We start from the raw sequence: 15,694 nt of genomic DNA, 5'->3' as shown, positions 1-15,694 counted from the left end.
GATGCTTAGAGCTGGCTTAAAGTAACTTTGGCCGTGCCCTGGCTGATAATGCCCAGTTCTGCGGCGGCACCCCTGGAAAGGTCGATGACACGTTTGCGTGTGCCAGGGCGATCAGTAATAGTGACATCGACGTAGCGACCGCTATCGGCCAGGGTGACACGGACCTTGGAGCCAAGCGGCAGCCAGCGATGCGCGGCGGTCAGACCATGTTCGTCAAAAATGGTCCCATCGGCGGAAACGCGGCCCCGGAACTTCTTGCCGTACCAGGAGGCAACTCCGGTCTCAATCGGTTTGGGTTGCACATCCTTCCCGGCGATGGTGCCTTGCAGAGAAATGGCATGATGGGTCTGGGCCGTGGAAGGCTGAATGCTGCCGGAAGCAGAAAAACCGCTGGCTGCGTTGAACTTGCTCAGCTCACCACTGTTAAGGTCATCGGCAGTCACGGTTTCGGCAGCATAAACCGAATGATGCGCGCTGACATGATGGGAAATATGCCGCTTTGAAACGTGATGGGCCGGCCCATGGGTTGTCGCGAAAGCCTGACTGGTAGTCCCAAAGACCAAAGCTGAACTTAACAAGGCATGGAAGCCTCGTTTACGTAGGTGGCGCATTGCCTGCTCCTGATCGGGACGCCCCGGAACACCGTACCGAAACGCCAAACACAAAGAACGCGCACGCCACAGACGTGCACAATGGTGCTCGGCAGGATAAAAACCTGACCGGAGGGTAGGGATATAATCTATCCCTTCATCGTGATGAAGCCTGACTAGCAGACGCAGAGACATCGTGTCCAGTCCAAATGACTCATCATTGGAAATATGGCAGGAATTAGGGCGGGTTTGTGGCGGCTATATTTTTATCAATATTTATCGACTGCTTTTTCTTATTTGAGGATGATGTTTTATTTGCTTCCCAAGATGCCATCGCAGTGAGGACTGGATAGGTGTGATAAGTCAGGGAACAGGGAAAAGAAAAAATAAAGGACTAAAAACCTAAAAATCTGGGATTTTGACCCTAAAATTTTGTTTCATTGCCAGAGTGATCTTAATATAGCGAGATATAATCTCGATTTTTTTGAACAGATCAAAAAAATTCAGATTTTTCCACCAAGCCAGTGGCTGACCTGCATTATGGCACGGGATGGTGGCGACAGAACGCCGCCCAGACCACGCAGGGCCGCTTCCAGTTCCGGCAGTTTAAGGATCAGGACCGGATCATATTCATCATTGGCCAGAAACCGGTGGGTTTCCTGCACCTGGGATGCAGTCAGATTGACCACCATGCGGTGGCCTATATCCAGTACATGGCTGTCCGGATGCTCGATCATCAACAGGGGAACGCACTCGGTCACGGCCTCAGGAAGGATTCCCAGTTCCTCCTGTAGCTCCTTCATCAACTGCCCGCGCAGATCCAGGCTGCCATCAGGCAGCAAGGCCCCTGCATCAACACTCCCGGCGGGAGGCGTCTGCCAGTATCCGGCCTGATAGACCGAATGGCCTGCCCGTCGTCCGATGATGATGCCGCCTTCTTCCGGGCTGGCTTCAGGACGGGCCAGAACGGAACCGCATACCGCCAGCGGTCTGACATGCAGTGCCTCATACAGATCAGGCCGCTCCATCTGGGCGACGATACGGCGAAATTCCGTCATATGCCCGGTCAGCAGGGCAGGCGTCAGTTCATCGGCGCTGAACACCTGCCCATTGAACAGTCTGCCGCCGGTGCGCTGAAGGGCTGCCTGCCATATCCGTTCGACTTCCCGATCCAGCGAGGAGGCCAGATCGGGCATGGCGCTTGTGACACGCGCCTTGATCTCTGGCTCCACGGGGTAAACCGGCCATGCTGCCTGCTCTGCATGAGGCAGGGCAGGAGGCAGTGTGGACCGGGCCGGCATAGGTCAGGTTATATCCGCTATCAGATGGCCCAGCCTGAGGCAGGCCGACTGGCCCGGAGCCGAATCCGCTGCGGTCTCCAGTGAAAACCGGATGTCGTGCAGACCCTGCATCAGAGGGGTGGTGGCCTTCCATGTGGTTTGCTGTCCGGCAGGCAGACGCAACTCGCTTTCCAGCAGAACGGCCTGATCCCTGACGCGCCTGATGATCATGGACAACTGGGCCAGACTATCAGGATCACCCGACGATGTGATGACACCGCCAAGGCGGCTTTGGCCGCTGAAATCGCGTCTGATCGTCAGGGTGGTCGGGGTGGTTCCAATGGGACCGGCCTGGATCAGAACAGCCTGATCATCCAGAAAGCAGCTCTGAGACAGAGCGGGTTCTGTGCCATCCCATAGGACGGGTCGAAGGGTTCCCACCTCAATCAGCGTGAGCGGAGCCGGGCGGGAGTCAGAATGTCCGGCCCCCAGCCGTCGGAGCATTGTGACGCCCTCTCCCTGAACGGGTTCAAAGAGTTCAGCATCTGCCATGGCATTCAGAACATCCAGGGGTGCGTCGGCCTTGTGGCGCGAAATCAGCAGGGTGGTCACTGAATCAAGCCATTCGGATGTGGACGCGGAAAACAGGGCGGCCTCATCTCCTGACAGGGCGCATTTGATGGTGTCGGCGCTTTTCCATCCAAACTGATTCAGGATCTGCATGACGCCATAGGCGCGCAGCTTCCCACCGGCTGGCTGGCCTCCGACCGAGAGAGTCTCCCCCTCAACCGTGAAACGTTGCCCCCCATCGCGGGACTGACGGTCCTTGCCGATATCCAGGGGGCTGGCCCAGCCGGACGTTGCGGAAACTGCGCCATGCAGATGCGCAATCCTGGGATAAGGCAATGTGTTCATCAGCAGGGCGCGATAATGGGCTGTATCGGCCTCAACACAGAGAATATGTGCATCCGGGTAACGGTTCGCGAAATAGATCGCTGCGAAGCCTGCATGCGCACCCAGATCCAGAATATGGCGCGGGGAGGCAGGCAGGGCATGGTCGTACCAGCCATCAAGGAAAATCCCCCGACAAATGGCGCTGTCATCCGTTCCGCACCGGATACGGATTGCGTGGGCAATGCCCGGCAGATGGACCGTCAGTGGCCCCTGATATGTTGCTGAAATCTCGCCCAGTACATCGAAATAGCGGCGGAGAAGGGTTTTGTCCGCCGGTGCTGCGTGAATGGCGCTTTCAAGCGCGTCTTTCAGGACAAGTTTGTCAGTCTGGTCCGCCCCGATGCCGGTCCCTGTCACGGTCTGATGGCTCCCGCCACATCGCGCCGGGCTGGGACCGTCAGTTGCAGATCAGGCCCGACCGGTACTATGCCGGCGGGGTTAATGGTTCGGTGGCTCATGTAATAATGCCGCTTGATGTGGGTGAAGTTTACCGTATCGGCAATGCCCGGCACTTGGTAGAGCGCCCGCGTATAATCCAGAAGTTCCGGATAGTCGCTCAGGCGACGAATATTGCACTTGAAATGTCCCACATAGACGGAATCGAAACGGATCAGTGTGGTAAACAGCCGCCAGTCTGCTTCCGTGACGCGGTTGCCGCAGAGAAAATTCTGTCGGGATAGACGGTCTTCCAGCCAGTCCAGTGTGGCGAACAGGGGATATACGGCTTCTTCATAGGCGTGCTGGGTCGTAGCAAATCCGGCCTTGTACACACCATTATTGACCGTGTCATAGATACGCGCATTCAGCGCATCAATGTCATCCCTGTATTCAGGCGGGTAGAAATGAACATGGTGTTTTGCAACCGAATCAAAGGCGTCATCAAAAAATCTGATGATCTCCGCTGATTCGTTGTTCACGATGGTTTCGCGCTGTTTGTCCCATAACACCGGCACCGTGACCCGGCCTGAGTAATCCGGTTTCGCGCGTGTGTAGATCTGGTGCAGATAGTTTGCACCGTAAAGCGTATCCGGTATGGTTCCTTCGCCCGGCTCGAAAGTCCAACCGTGATCTTCCATCAGCCAGTTTGTAACTGAAACGGAAATAACCTCCGTCAACCCCTTCAACACACGGTAGATCAGTGTACGGTGTGCCCAGGGACAGGCAAGAGAAACATAGAGGTGATAACGCCCCGTTTCAGGGGGAAAAGGACCAGCCGGATCAATGCTGTTTCTGAAGGATGATGCATCGCGTTTGAAGCGTCCATCATGGGAGGCGGTATCATACCAGTCTGTTTTCCAGACCCCGTCTAGCAGCAAACCCATGCCCCTGCCTTTGGTTCAAGACACCCCTTGTGAAAGGGTGTCATTCTGTAACCATTTCCTATTGGCTGGCCCACACGATTCTGTGTATCCACACCAGTGCAGTTAAAGAAATACTCCGCTCAGGTTTTTCGCCATTCAGCGAAGAAATGTCCACCCAGCGTGCCGAGCGTCGGTGAAAATGACCAAAAACAGTTTCGGATGGTGCCCCGTCATGGGCTGCCAGGCGAACAATGACCCTGTCGCTGCGGCGTAGCGGAGCATTGGGAGAGACGATCAGGATCGTACCCTCTCGAAAAAGTGGCGCCAGCGAGGTGTCGTGGATTTCGATGCCATATGCTTCACGGTCTGCGACATCTGGCAGGCTGGTTTCATCCCGGGCGGAAGGAAAGGTGGTTGCTTCACCTCTGATCGGAATGTTCTGTAATTCGGACAGAGAGAACAGCGGAATACGCCTGCCATAGTGGGTGTCTTGTCGGCTGGCTGCGGAAAGGGTCTCGGCGCCATTAACCAGAGACGTGAAGGTACCCAGCGATTCACCGGTCGCAACAAGAATTTTGGAAATACTTTCCGTGCTTGGCCAGCGTTGCCGTCCATCCGGCATCTGCCGTTTGGACAAGTTGAATGTTGTCGCGTCCAGCCCTGCCCGTCTGGCGAGGCCGGAGGTCGACAGGCCTTTGATGGCGGCCAGGGTATCTATGGCGCGCCAGATATCCTCATGCTTCATATAGGAAATCCTGCTCTGGACAGGGATTTTCCACCAGATTGTGTCTGGAGAAAGAATTCAAAAGTCCGGTTACTGATAAAATCAGAACGCATTACGGTCTGCGTCGTTTCAGCACTTCACTATTATGCCGGGTGACGCCTTCGTGAGTGATCCGGAACTGCCCATCCTTTTCCTGCCGTGCCAGGCCCATTGCCTGCAGTCGATGGAGACAGGCGCCATCTTTCAGCCCGTCCGGCCGGCCCGCTGCTCCGCTCAGGCTCAGCCGGTGAAGCGCGGAACGGCAGCAGGTTTCCAGATAGGGTTCATCATAGACGAAGGAAGAGGAAGCGGTCTGGCTCATGACCCTGAATAGCCACTTCTACGCAGGTCAATGCAAGTGTGTTAATGATGAAAACATGTCATCAGACATATGATGCAAAAGGTCTTTCGGCTGGGCAGGCAGCCTCGCCGCATGTTCCTCTTTCCTGACAGGCCGCTTTCCGGCAGAAGCGGACCATGTTGACCGATCTTCTCCGCCAGGCCGGATTTGCAGCATTGCGTCGTATGGATGCGGAGCATGCCCATGAATGGGGGCTGAGTGCCCTGTCGCTTGGTCTGGCCGGGCGGCAGAGCATGCCGGATGATCCGCGACTGGCTGTGTCCGCATTCGGCCAGCGTTTTGCCCATCCGCTTGGTCTGGCGGCAGGATTTGATAAAAACGCCCGTGCCGTCCTGCCGTTGTTGCGTCTGGGTTTTGCCTGGGTGGAAGCAGGGACTGTCACCCCACGTCCGCAATCAGGCAATCCCCGCCCACGTTTATTTCGTTTGCGCGAAGATCAGGCGGTTATCAATCGCATGGGTTTCAACAATGACGGTATTGCGGTTTTTCTGGACCGCCTGAAGCGGTTGAAACACCATCCGGCGCCGATCGGTGCGAATATCGGCATCAACAAGGAAGGGGCCAAACCGGAGACTGATTACGCAGACCTGGTGGCAGCAGTCGCCCCTTATGCCGATACGATCACTATCAATATCTCCTCCCCCAACACGCCTGGTCTGCGAGACCTGCAGGGAGAGGAAAAGCTGGCCGCCATTCTGGCCTCCATCGCCCGTGCCGTGCCGCAGAGGCCACCTCTGCTGGTCAAGATCGCGCCCGATCTGGCTGATGAGGGGCTGGAGGGGGTGGTGCGATGCTGTATCGCGGCCGGGGTTGATGGTCTGATCATCTCCAATACGACGATTGCCCGTCCCGCAGGCTTGCGCAGCCCGCATGCAGGGGAGGCTGGCGGTTTATCCGGCAGGCCGTTGCTGGCAGCTTCCACCAGAATGCTGGGCCGTGCCGCGCTGCTGAGCGAGCAACTGGCCCCCGGTCGTCTGACACTGGTGGGATGCGGGGGCGTTGCCAGCGGTGCCGATCTGCTCGCCAAGATCGAGCATGGGGCGACCATGGTGCAGCTTTATTCCGCTTTTGCCTTGCAGGGGCCCTCTCTGTTGCCGCGTATCCTGAAGGAAACGCAGGCATTGCTGGAGGAGCGAGGCTATCAGGATATTGCCGCAGCCAGAGGCGCTGCCTTGCGGAGTATGACCCTGTGACGATCCCTCTGGACGGTATCGCGCCGCTGGCGGAGCGCTATCAGGGGTTTATCGTCGATCTGTGGGGCGTGATCCATGATGGCATGGCCCCTTACCCAGGGGCACTGGAGGCACTGAGCCGGCTGAAACAGGCGGGCAAGCGGGTTGTGCTGCTGTCCAATGCGCCGCGCCGTGCCGCGTCTGCCGCCGCCGCGCTGCGTGTGTTGGGGGTGGAGGATGGTCTCTATGACGGGATCGTGACCAGCGGAGAGGTCACCTATGATCTGCTCGTGACCCGGCGTGATCCGTTTTTCGCTTCTCTCGGCAGGCGTGTCTATCATCTGGGGCCGGAGCGGGATCGCAACCTGTTGGAGGGAAGCGGGCTTGATCCGGTTTCATCGCCTGCCCAGGCTGAATTCTGTCTGAATACTGGGCCGGATGATCACCGTGACCCGACCAGTCTCGAACCGTTCGAGGCCGAGCTTGCCGCCTGTTTTGAGGCAGGGCTGCCGATGGTCTGTGCCAACCCGGATATGAAAGTCATCAAAGGTGGCGTCGCCATTCTTTGCGCCGGTGCGCTGGCCAGGCGCTATACGGAGATTGGCGGAATCGTGCGCTCCGTCGGCAAGCCGGATGCAACTGTCTATGAGCCGGTCATGACTGCGCTTGGCTGTGAGAGGAAAGATACCGTGGCCATCGGGGACTCACTGGCTACGGATATGGCAGGCGCCCGTGCCGCCGGGCTGGATGCGTGCTGGATTCTGGGCGGCATCCATTGGCAGGAGGCTGCTGCCCATAGCCACGGCCCGCAGGAAGGTGCCGTTTCAATCCTCAGGCAGGCTGAACACGCACCGCATTATATGGCGGCGCGCTTCATCTGGTAAGAGAGCTTGGGCTTTGCGCCAAGATCACTTCAGGCGTGCCCGGCCTCGGTAGAGAGAAGGTTGGGATCAATTTTCAGCTGAGCCATGGCGCCTTTCCATCTGTCCCCCGGACCAGTCTCGAAAATCAGCGTCTGGTTGGCTGGCGCGGACAGCCATGCATTCTGTTGCAATTCACGCTCAAGCTGTCCTGCGGTCCAGCTGGCATAGCCCAGCGCCAGAAAACCTTGACTCGGCCCGTCGCCGGTGGCGATGGCTTTCAGTACATCGAGGCTGGCGGTCAGGGACAGGCCATTCTGGACTGGCAACGTGCCTTCGCCCGACCAGTCAGCAGTATGGAGTACAAAGCCGCGTCCGCTTTCCATCGGGCCGCCCTCCATGATCTCGATCCGGCGGATCGGCGGGGAAGGTGGCATATCCAGTTGGCTGAGCAGATCATCAAAACGCGGTTTGTCGACCGGGCGATTGATGATGATGCCCATCGCCCCCTCACCGGAATGGGCGCAGAGATAGATCACACTCCGCATAAAGCGCTCATCTTCCATGCCCGGCATAGCGATCAGAAGCTGTCCGGCCAAAGAAAGCGTATCCGCCGTCGCGACGGATGGCGTGGTGTTGTCATCAGGAGAGGGCTGTTCGTCTTTCATGCCCTATAGATTGTCAATCTTGGCCGATCCTGCAAGCGACAGGTTGAGATGTATTGTTTATCATTCTCCGACCTGACGGGGCTGAAGCCGATTTTGCTGGCGGACGGGCTGCTTGTGCGCTTCTGTAGACCGGGAGTAATGCGGAGATTCTGCAAGGCCAAGGGCCCCGGGATTTCTTGTCGCATTGATCAATAAGCATGGGATTGAAAGCAGGTATGACGGTCAAAACGGGTGATGTCTTTCCGGCCATCAAAATCATGGCGGCAACGCCGGATGGCCCCAGGGAAGTGGAGACCGGATCGCTGTTCGCAGATAAGAAAGTGATTCTGTTCGCTGTGCCGGGTGCCTTTACGCCGACATGCAGTGCGAAACATCTGCCCGGTTACCTCAATGCCCTTGAAGCCTTCCAGCAGAAGGGCGTCGATATCATTGCCTGCCTGTCCGTCAATGATCCATTCGTCATGAGCGCATGGGCCAGAGAGCAGGGCGTTGAGGAGCGTATCCTGATGCTTGCCGATGGCAGCGCCGTGCTGACCAGGGCGCTGGGGCTGGAGCTGGACCTGACGGCACGGGGGTTCGGAGTGCGCAGTCAGCGTTTCGCGATGGTGGTGGAGAATGGGATTGTCACCCATCTGGCCATTGAACCACCGGGCGGCTTTGATGTCAGCCGGGCCGAGCAAATTCTGGCGGTGCTGTAGCCGCTGCGATCAGCCTTCCATACGGGCCTTGGTCGCCAGCTGATCGGCACGTTCGTTCATCGGGTTGCCGGCATGGCCCCGTACCCAGCGCCAGTCGATCTCATGGCGGGCCGCGGCATCCAGCAAGCGTCGCCACAGATCCATGTTGGCGACGGGATCGCCCGACGCATTGCGCCAGTTACGACGTACCCAGCCATCTTTCCAGCGGGTAATGCCGTTGCGCACATATTCGCTGTCGGTGTTCAGCACCACCTTGCAGGGCCGGGTCAGGGCCTCCAGCGCGGCGGCTGCGGCGGTCAACTCCATCCGGTTATTGGTGGTCTCGGGGTCGAAACCTGAGAGTTCCTTCTCTGTGCCACGATAGAGCAGGATCGCCGCCCAACCGCCGGGACCGGGATTGGGCTTGCAGCCCCCATCCGTCCATATTTCGACGATGTTGCTATCGCCCTGCGTTGTATCCATGACGGTTTGGTCAGAGGCCATAAGCGCCTGCATTCGGAGCAGAGAGATGGAAACGCAGGCGGTGGACGTAATCCATCGGGTCTTTACGCGTCACCATTGCGCCCGGAGGCGTGTTCAGCCAGTCGAACAGACGCGTCAATGCGAAACGAAGTGCGGCTCCCTGACACAGGACCGGTAAAGCCGCTTTTTCTGCCTCCGTCAGCGTGCGTATGGCATTATAGCCACGCAACAGGGCGCTGCCTTTGGTGATATTGTAGGCGTGATCGCTTTCGAAGCACCAGGCGTTCAGGGCAATCGCTATGTCGTATGCCAGAGCATCCGTGGCGGCGAAATAAAAGTCGATCACGCCTGAAAGCTTATCATCCAGAAAAAACACGTTGTCGGGAAAGAGATCGGCATGGATATGGCCGGTTGGCAGATCAGAGGGCCATGCCGCCAGCACGTGGTCCAGCGCCTTCTGTAATTCCTCGCCCAGACCGGGGGAGATTTCATCGGCACGGCTGCGGCATATAGCCAGCAGGGGAGGCCAGCCTTCAGGCCCCAGCGCATTGGGACGAGTCGGCGCATAATCTGCTCCGGCTTCATGCAGCTTCGCCAGCACCTCTCCGACCGGATGGCAATGTGCCACCTGCACCTTGCGTGGCCAAACACCGGGCAGGAAGCCGGTAATAGCGGCATGGCGGTCACACAACATGCGCAGCGCTTGCCCATCCCGGCCCCGCACTGGCTGTGGGCAGGTGATGCCGCGTGCGGCCAGATGTTCCATCAGCCCGAGGAACCACGGCAGATCGTTCGGGTCCACCCGCTTTTCGTACAGCGTCAGGATGTAGTCGCCACCTGTGGTACGCAGCACGTAATTGCTGTTCTCCACCCCTTCCGCGATTCCACGAAATGCCACGGCAGTGCCGATATCGTATTCAGCCAGAAACGCGGCCAGCGCCTCATCGGTGACTTCAGTATAGACGGCCATGGGTGCGGTGCGGCCTGTAACAGGAGAGAAATAGGAAGGATGCAGGGTATGGCATGCCATACCCGCAGGAGAAGGGTTTTAATGCAGGCGGGATCAGATGCTGTTCAGTCGCACAGGGGGGCAGGCAGTTTGAACACAACATCTTCACGGGTGACGCGGCGTTCCTCGATATCCAGATGATAGCGTTCGCTCAGCCGATCCAGCAGCTCGTCAACCAGAAGCTCAGGCGCAGAAGCCCCGGCGCTGATCCCGACGCAGTTGACGCCGTTCAGTACGGTCCAGTCCAGCGCGCTGGCATTGGGCAGCAGAATGGCGCGCGGCGCACCGGCGCGCTCCGCCACTTCCCGCAGACGCTGGCTGTTGGAGGAGTTGGGGCTGCCGATGACCAGCACCAGATCGGAATCTTCGGCGATTGCCTTGACGGCAGCCTGCCGGTTGGTGGTGGCGTAGCAGATATCCTCGCGCTTCGGCCCCTCGATATCCGGGAAGCGGCGGCGCAGCACGGCGACGATCTCGGCCGTATCATCTACGGACAGGGTCGTCTGGGTGATAAAGGCCAGCTTGTGAGGGTCCTGCGGCTGAACGGCTTCGGCCTCTTCCGCATTCTGCACCAGTGTCATGGCGCCGGGGGGAAGCTGGCCCATTGTGCCGACCACTTCCGGATGTCCAGCATGGCCGATCATCAGGATATGCAGGGAATCGGGACCGCCCCCGGCATAGTGGCGCTCGGCCTCCCGATGGACTTTGCTGACCAGCGGGCAGGTGGCATCCAGATAGGACAGATCGCGCGCCTCGGCATCGGCGGGAACAGATTTCGGCACGCCATGGGCGGAGAAAACCACATGCGCATGCGGTGGCACTTCCTCCAGCTCCTCGACGAAGATGGCGCCTTTCTTTTCAAGGTTTTCGACCACATAGCGGTTATGGACGATTTCATGACGGACATAAACCGGCGCGCCATAGCGCTTCAGGGCTTCCTCCACCACGCGGATGGCGCGGTCGACACCGGCGCAGAAGCCGCGCGGGCCAGCCAGCAGGATGCGCAGGGAGGGTTTATCAGTCATGAGCATTCACCGGCATGAGTCCAAGGAAAAGCCGCAAGCCCATCACGGACCGCAGACCGAGAGATAGAGAAGCTGCCGTTGCATCGCAACTCCGCCGGACCGGGGTAGAGAACATCCCTTGTTTGCGTACCGACTTATCCTGTCACCGTTGCAGTCGCGCCACCCGCCTTGTTCCTATGGGCATGTGCCTTTGGACGCCTTACCCGCGCGAAAGCGTATCAGGGATGGCCTTGGTGATCTTTCAGTAATTCCCTTGCAACAGAAGGAGGGATCGTTGCGTTATGCGATATGATCGCTCCTGTCCCGCTCAATGTGGCCAATTGCACCTTGGGGATGGATGGGCTGAAAATGTTCCCGGCCTGTAGGATCGGGTTCTCTTCCAGTCGGATTCTCTGACCGGTTGCTTACAAGGAGATGGTTTCCATGCTGAATCGTCTGACGAAAGCGTTCATTTTTGCTGGTGGCATGACTGCCGGTGTGGCGATGCTGGGTCTGCCGGCACAGGCCCATGATGCTGCAAAGCATGATGGCGCCAAGGCAGCTGCCCATCATGCGCACAAGGATTTCAAGCATGCCGGCACTTATGGCACTGCCAAAGAAACTGAAGTTGATCGCCTGAACCAGCAGAGCCTGCAGGCTGCCCAGAAGGGTGTCGCCGATGTTCCGGCTGGCACCACGCCTCCGGCCGCTGCCGGCGTTCCGGACACCGGCACCAGCACGGGCGTTACAAAGTAAGACGCCGCTGGATCAGAACAGGAAAAACCCGGTAGGCTGTTCCTGCCGGGTTTTTCTATTTTCAGGCCCGCCGGTTTTGGGGTCGGTGACGGACTTGGCCGTCTTTCCACCGGAACAATGGCAATGGGCAGAAGTCGATTATCAAGATATGGCCTGAATGTCTGTCTGGCGCTGGGTGTGATGCTCCTGTCTGCTCTGCCCTGTCATGCCGCTTCCCTGACTGAAAATTCCAGGGACCCGTTGCAGGCTGACATGACCGTTCGGCAGATAGTGCGTGCGCTGCTGCACGCCACCGATGCCCATCCGGCCCAGTTGAACAACCGGGTGCTTTTCGAGCTGGATCTGTCAGGGCTGGATTTCCATCATGCCCAATTGTCCGGCAGCAATCTGTATGGTGTGAATCTGACGGATTCCAATCTCAGCGGCGCCGATCTGCGTGGGGCCGTGCTGGATCACAGCGTCATTACCCGCGCCCGCTTCAGTCATGCCGATTTACGCGGGGCGAGCCTGTTTATGTTGGCCGCATTCTCGACCCTTGATCCGCTGGCGTCGGAAAGTCCCCGATTCGATGGGGCCGATCTGTCAGGGGCTCGGCTGATCGGGCGGCTGAATCGGGGGGATTGGCGTGGGGCGAAGCTCGTCGGGGCACAGTTTCAGCTCGATAATCGTATGATCGGGGCTTTTCCAACCGATCTTTCCGGCTGCCGGATGGATGGGGCTGATCTGAGCCGTGCCAATCTCAATGGTGTGATTCTGGAATTTACCCATTTTCAGGGCGCCAGACTGGTGAATACTTCCCTGCGCCATGCCCATCTGGCCGGGGCCGATTTTTCCGGCGCGGATGTGACGGGTGCGGATTTTTCAGGGGCGCACCTGGAGGGCGCGCGTTTTGACGGCGTGCATGGCCTCGATTCGGCAAAAGGGCTGCCCTCCCAATTCCGGGCCGTCTCCTATCCATGAAACAATCTTTGCTCTCCCGCTTCTTTTTGCGGAGCATGATAGCTGGCGTGATGCTGGGCGCTGTGGCCTTGCTGCCATCATCATCATTGCCTCGACACGTTTGGGCCGCGACACTAAAGGCTGACCTGGCTCTGGTCCTGGCGGTGGATGTCTCCGGCTCAATGGATACCAGCCGCTATGTCCTGCAAATGGAGGGCATCGCCCGGGCTCTGGAAGACCCGGCTGTTGTAACCGCAATGCTGTCTGGGCGGCATCGTTCGATGTTGCTGGCGGTTGTCGAATGGGCGGACAGGCCGGTTCTGTCTGTGCCGTGGACATTGGTCACCGGTCAGGCAGACGCCAATGCAGTGGCTGCCCGTATTCGTATGCTGCCTCGTGTTCCAGGCGACTTTACCTGTATGGCGCAGGCCCTGCGGATGATTTCCGACAAGACGCTTCCCTCCATGCCGGCGCAGGTGGAGCGCGTTGTGATTGACGTTTCCGGCGATGGCCATGACAACTGCAACAGCAGCCCTGATGTTCCCTCCATGCGTGATATGCTGGCTGGCGATGGTGTGACCATCAACGGCCTGCCTATTCTGGAGGGAGATGAGGCCGCGACCCTGAAAGGCTGGTATGCCAGCCATGTCGTCGGAGGGCCGGGAGGGTTTCTGGTGCCTGCGGAAAGCTTCCAGGAATTCGGCGATGCTTTCCGGCGGAAATTTACCCGCGAAGTCAGCGCCCTGCCTGTACCCGAATCATTGGCTCTGGCGGCTCTAGAAAAACAGAAAATGGTGCGGCGGCTCGGCGCAGGCTTTCATGAAAGCCTGCTGGCTGAGCAGTTTTCCCATCGCATCCTGCACCAGTAAGCCTTCATTGGCGCCCAGCGTGCCGGGATTGAGCAGAACAGGCCCATCCATGTTGGTGGCCGCACTCTGCCCTTCATAAAGCTTTTTCCCGGTTGCACGGTCGAACAGGGACATGCCCAGTGCGATCCGCCCACCGGCTGCGGTGACATCCCATTGCAGGACGGCAAGCCGCATGACCAGCCGTGCCGAGTCTGGCTTGGCCTCGGACAACAGATTACGTGCCCCGAGCGCCTGCAGAGCGGCTTTTTCCACGGTTGCGGCCTGTGAGGGTGTGGCACCGCTGATGGGAGGCATCATCGCTATATCGGCGGGACCTTCAACCGCCAGTGGTGCTCCGGGCGGATGATAGGGCCCCTCGAAAGGATTGAGCGTATCGCACCCTGCACAGCAGAGTGTCAGGAGCAGGGCGATAAAAAGTCCGATGCATTTCATATCGGCTATCGTTCACAGCCAGCGTTTATTGTCGAGTAACCGAGCTTAACAGAGTCTGGCGGCCATGCTGCGGACATGAAAAAGGCCACCGGTGAGGATGGCCTTTTTCAGCATCAATACTGTGCAGAACCCTGCAATCAGGCTGCGCGCAGAGCCTGCGGCAGTTTGCTGATGGCGGAGTCGATCAGTGCTGCATCGGCTTGAGGGCCGAATTCACGTGTCAGAATGTCCTTGGCGGCACGGCTGGCAATGTCGGCGGCGGCAAAGCGGACTTCATCGACGGCAGCCTTTTCGGCCGCGGCAATGCGGTCATTGGCCATTTTCTCGCGGCGACGGATGCTGGCTTCTGCATCGTCACTCAGTGCCTTGGCAGCCCTTGCTGCTTCTGCATGAGCGGATTCCAGCAGACGTTTGGCTTCGGCCAGAGCCTGTTCCTTGCGGCGGCGGGCATCTTCCAGCATGGCCTCGGCCTCACGGCGGAGCTTGCGCGCTTCGTCGAGATTCTGGCGCACTTCGTCAGCGTAGCTGTCGAGCTTGGAGGTCAGAACCCCCCAGATTTTCCGACCGAACAGAACGAAGAACAGAACAAAGGCAACGGCCACCCAGAAAACCGGGTGGTGCCAGGGAGCGCCGCTGAGTTCATGAGCCTGCATGGCGATCCTCCGATATTAGCTGCGAGCTGCCAGCGCCTGACCAACAGCCTGCTCCACCGTATCCTGGGCGGGAGACTGACCGGTCAGCCGGGCGATCAGGGCCTGTGTCGTGCCGGTTGCAACGTCACGCAACGCGCTCATGGCGGTATCGCGGGAGGAAGCAATGCGGGCTTCCGCATCGGCAAGCTGCCGTTCCAGACGCGCATGCGCCTCAGCGGCTTCCTGCTGTGCCTTGGCTTTGGCGGTAGATACGGCTTTTTCGATTTCGGCCTGGCCTTCAAGATTGGCACGCCGGATGGCGTCGTTCATCTCTTCCACGGCGGCGTTGGCTTCTGCCTTTGCCAGATGGGCGGAATCGAGGTCACCCATGATGGAGGCATTGCGATCGTCCACCACCTGGCTGACCTGGGGCAATGCCCATTTGGACAGCAACAGATAGAACGCAAGCAGAATAAGGGCCATCCACACCACCTGACTGGTGGTCAGCGGATTGGCAAAATTCAGCTGAGGCATACCCTCATGCTCGGGACTTTCAGGGTCCATGGCATAAGCGATAGCTGGCAGTGTGCTCAGGACTGTTACGACAGTCCCGAGCAACACTTGACGGTACCCGGCGCGGCAGGCGCGAAGGGCGCCGTCGCGCGCGGTCGTCACGATCCCGCCCCGGGTCATCACTGGATCAGGCGAACAGGATCAGGAAGGCGATCAGCAGCGCGAACAGCGCCACGGCTTCCGTCAGGGCGAAGCCGAGAATGCCGATGCTGAAGACCTGGTCGCGGGAAGAGGGATTGCGTGCGACGCTGGCGATCAGAGAGGCGAAGATGTTGCCGATGCCGAGGCCGACGCCGGCGAGGGCGATAACAGAGATACCGGCACCGAGGGCCTTGGCGGCTGCGACGTCCATGGGTTCAGTTCCTTGCTTG

Annotated in this window: 20 protein-coding genes; 6 read left to right on the top strand and 14 right to left on the bottom strand. The window is 58.9% G+C overall.

All coding sequences use genetic code 11. The features are described 5' to 3' along the window. Positions 1 to 5: 5 nt before the first annotated feature. The 6 genes from GbCGDNIH8_RS09830 to GbCGDNIH8_RS09805 all read right to left on the bottom strand — a co-directional run bounded on the left by GbCGDNIH8_RS09830 (position 6) and on the right by GbCGDNIH8_RS09805 (position 5,210). Positions 6 to 611, bottom strand: a complete 606-nt coding sequence (locus GbCGDNIH8_RS09830; RefSeq protein ID WP_072573037.1) for a septal ring lytic transglycosylase RlpA family protein — start codon at positions 609 to 611, stop codon at positions 6 to 8. A 482-nt stretch (positions 612 to 1,093) separates the two neighbouring features. Continuing rightward, on the bottom strand, positions 1,094 to 1,891 hold the full coding sequence (locus tag GbCGDNIH8_RS09825) for a mutator mutT family protein (protein WP_072573036.1): 798 nt from the start codon (positions 1,889 to 1,891) through the stop codon (positions 1,094 to 1,096). A 3-nt stretch (positions 1,892 to 1,894) separates the two neighbouring features. Then, on the bottom strand, positions 1,895 to 3,181 hold the full coding sequence (locus GbCGDNIH8_RS09820) for a class I SAM-dependent methyltransferase (RefSeq protein ID WP_072573035.1): 1,287 nt from the start codon (positions 3,179 to 3,181) through the stop codon (positions 1,895 to 1,897). Further along, a complete protein-coding gene (locus GbCGDNIH8_RS09815; RefSeq protein ID WP_072573034.1) occupies positions 3,178 to 4,146 on the bottom strand; it encodes a glutathione S-transferase family protein in 969 nt (322 codons plus the stop codon). The genes GbCGDNIH8_RS09820 and GbCGDNIH8_RS09815 overlap by 4 nt, the downstream gene beginning before the upstream one ends. A 58-nt stretch (positions 4,147 to 4,204) precedes the next feature. Further along, entirely contained in the window at positions 4,205 to 4,870 is a 666-nt protein-coding gene (locus GbCGDNIH8_RS09810) for a S24 family peptidase (RefSeq protein ID WP_072573033.1), read from the bottom strand. A gap of 91 nt (positions 4,871 to 4,961) precedes the next feature. Continuing rightward, a complete protein-coding gene (locus GbCGDNIH8_RS09805) occupies positions 4,962 to 5,210 on the bottom strand; it encodes a hypothetical protein (RefSeq protein ID WP_072573032.1) in 249 nt (82 codons plus the stop codon). Positions 5,211 to 5,365: 155 nt separating this feature from the next. Here GbCGDNIH8_RS09805 and GbCGDNIH8_RS09800 point away from each other — a divergent pair, with 155 nt between their 5' ends. Together GbCGDNIH8_RS09800 and GbCGDNIH8_RS09795 are read left to right on the top strand one after the other, a co-directional pair. Next, positions 5,366 to 6,442 carry a quinone-dependent dihydroorotate dehydrogenase gene (locus tag GbCGDNIH8_RS09800; RefSeq protein ID WP_072573031.1) on the top strand — a complete coding sequence of 359 codons (1,077 nt, stop codon included), beginning with the start codon at positions 5,366 to 5,368 and terminating at the stop codon, positions 6,440 to 6,442. Continuing rightward, positions 6,439 to 7,305, top strand: coding sequence for a TIGR01459 family HAD-type hydrolase (locus GbCGDNIH8_RS09795; RefSeq protein ID WP_072573030.1), 867 nt, complete (start codon positions 6,439 to 6,441; stop codon positions 7,303 to 7,305). Before GbCGDNIH8_RS09800 ends, GbCGDNIH8_RS09795 begins: the two co-directional genes overlap by 4 nt. A gap of 29 nt (positions 7,306 to 7,334) precedes the next feature. On the opposite strand, the gene GbCGDNIH8_RS09790 is transcribed toward GbCGDNIH8_RS09795, so the two are convergent. Then, positions 7,335 to 7,949, bottom strand: coding sequence for a YqgE/AlgH family protein (locus tag GbCGDNIH8_RS09790; protein ID WP_172822946.1), 615 nt, complete (start codon positions 7,947 to 7,949; stop codon positions 7,335 to 7,337). A 215-nt stretch (positions 7,950 to 8,164) separates the two neighbouring features. Between GbCGDNIH8_RS09790 and GbCGDNIH8_RS09785 the strand changes: the two genes are divergently transcribed. Further along, complete coding sequence (locus GbCGDNIH8_RS09785; protein ID WP_072573029.1) at positions 8,165 to 8,647, top strand: peroxiredoxin; 483 nt, start codon at positions 8,165 to 8,167, stop codon at positions 8,645 to 8,647. A 9-nt stretch (positions 8,648 to 8,656) separates the two neighbouring features. On the opposite strand, the gene rnhA is transcribed toward GbCGDNIH8_RS09785, so the two are convergent. From rnhA to ispH, 3 genes are all read right to left on the bottom strand, one after another. Continuing rightward, entirely contained in the window at positions 8,657 to 9,130 is a 474-nt protein-coding gene (gene rnhA, locus GbCGDNIH8_RS09780; protein ID WP_072573028.1) for a ribonuclease HI, read from the bottom strand. Further along, positions 9,120 to 10,079, bottom strand: a complete 960-nt coding sequence (locus GbCGDNIH8_RS09775; protein WP_072573791.1) for a homoserine kinase — start codon at positions 10,077 to 10,079, stop codon at positions 9,120 to 9,122. The genes rnhA and GbCGDNIH8_RS09775 overlap by 11 nt, the downstream gene beginning before the upstream one ends. Positions 10,080 to 10,183: 104 nt before the next feature. Next, entirely contained in the window at positions 10,184 to 11,149 is a 966-nt protein-coding gene (gene ispH / locus GbCGDNIH8_RS09770) for a 4-hydroxy-3-methylbut-2-enyl diphosphate reductase (protein ID WP_072573027.1), read from the bottom strand. Positions 11,150 to 11,566: 417 nt separating this feature from the next. Here ispH and GbCGDNIH8_RS09765 point away from each other — a divergent pair, with 417 nt between their 5' ends. The 3 genes from GbCGDNIH8_RS09765 to GbCGDNIH8_RS09755 all read left to right on the top strand — a co-directional run bounded on the left by GbCGDNIH8_RS09765 (position 11,567) and on the right by GbCGDNIH8_RS09755 (position 13,686). Then, positions 11,567 to 11,878 carry a hypothetical protein gene (locus tag GbCGDNIH8_RS09765; RefSeq protein ID WP_157692620.1) on the top strand — a complete coding sequence of 104 codons (312 nt, stop codon included), beginning with the start codon at positions 11,567 to 11,569 and terminating at the stop codon, positions 11,876 to 11,878. Positions 11,879 to 12,001: 123 nt separating this feature from the next. After that, entirely contained in the window at positions 12,002 to 12,838 is an 837-nt protein-coding gene (locus GbCGDNIH8_RS09760) for a pentapeptide repeat-containing protein (RefSeq protein WP_172822944.1), read from the top strand. Positions 12,839 to 12,873: 35 nt separating this feature from the next. Beyond that, positions 12,874 to 13,686 (top strand): DUF1194 domain-containing protein, encoded by an 813-nt coding sequence (locus tag GbCGDNIH8_RS09755; RefSeq protein WP_072573789.1) that lies wholly within the window; start codon positions 12,874 to 12,876, stop codon positions 13,684 to 13,686. On the opposite strand, the gene GbCGDNIH8_RS09750 is transcribed toward GbCGDNIH8_RS09755, so the two are convergent. The 4 genes from GbCGDNIH8_RS09750 to GbCGDNIH8_RS09735 form a co-directional block, all read right to left on the bottom strand. Continuing rightward, positions 13,594 to 14,118: a hypothetical protein gene (locus tag GbCGDNIH8_RS09750; RefSeq protein WP_072573025.1), complete on the bottom strand. Its 525-nt coding sequence runs from the start codon at positions 14,116 to 14,118 to the stop codon at positions 13,594 to 13,596. The two genes, GbCGDNIH8_RS09755 and GbCGDNIH8_RS09750, sit on opposite strands and share 93 nt — an antisense overlap. 137 nt (positions 14,119 to 14,255) lie before the next feature. Beyond that, a complete protein-coding gene (locus GbCGDNIH8_RS09745; protein ID WP_072573024.1) occupies positions 14,256 to 14,771 on the bottom strand; it encodes a F0F1 ATP synthase subunit B family protein in 516 nt (171 codons plus the stop codon). Between the two features lie 15 nt (positions 14,772 to 14,786). Next, complete coding sequence (locus tag GbCGDNIH8_RS09740; protein WP_172822943.1) at positions 14,787 to 15,425, bottom strand: F0F1 ATP synthase subunit B family protein; 639 nt, start codon at positions 15,423 to 15,425, stop codon at positions 14,787 to 14,789. 25 nt (positions 15,426 to 15,450) lie between these two features. After that, positions 15,451 to 15,675, bottom strand: a complete 225-nt coding sequence (locus GbCGDNIH8_RS09735; RefSeq protein ID WP_011632568.1) for an ATP synthase subunit C family protein — start codon at positions 15,673 to 15,675, stop codon at positions 15,451 to 15,453. Between the last annotated feature and the right edge of the window lie 19 nt (positions 15,676 to 15,694).

Source organism: Granulibacter bethesdensis, from assembly GCF_001889545.1.
Lineage (GTDB): Bacteria > Pseudomonadota > Alphaproteobacteria > Acetobacterales > Acetobacteraceae > Granulibacter > Granulibacter bethesdensis_B.
This window is presented reverse-complemented; position numbering and strand designations above follow the sequence as displayed.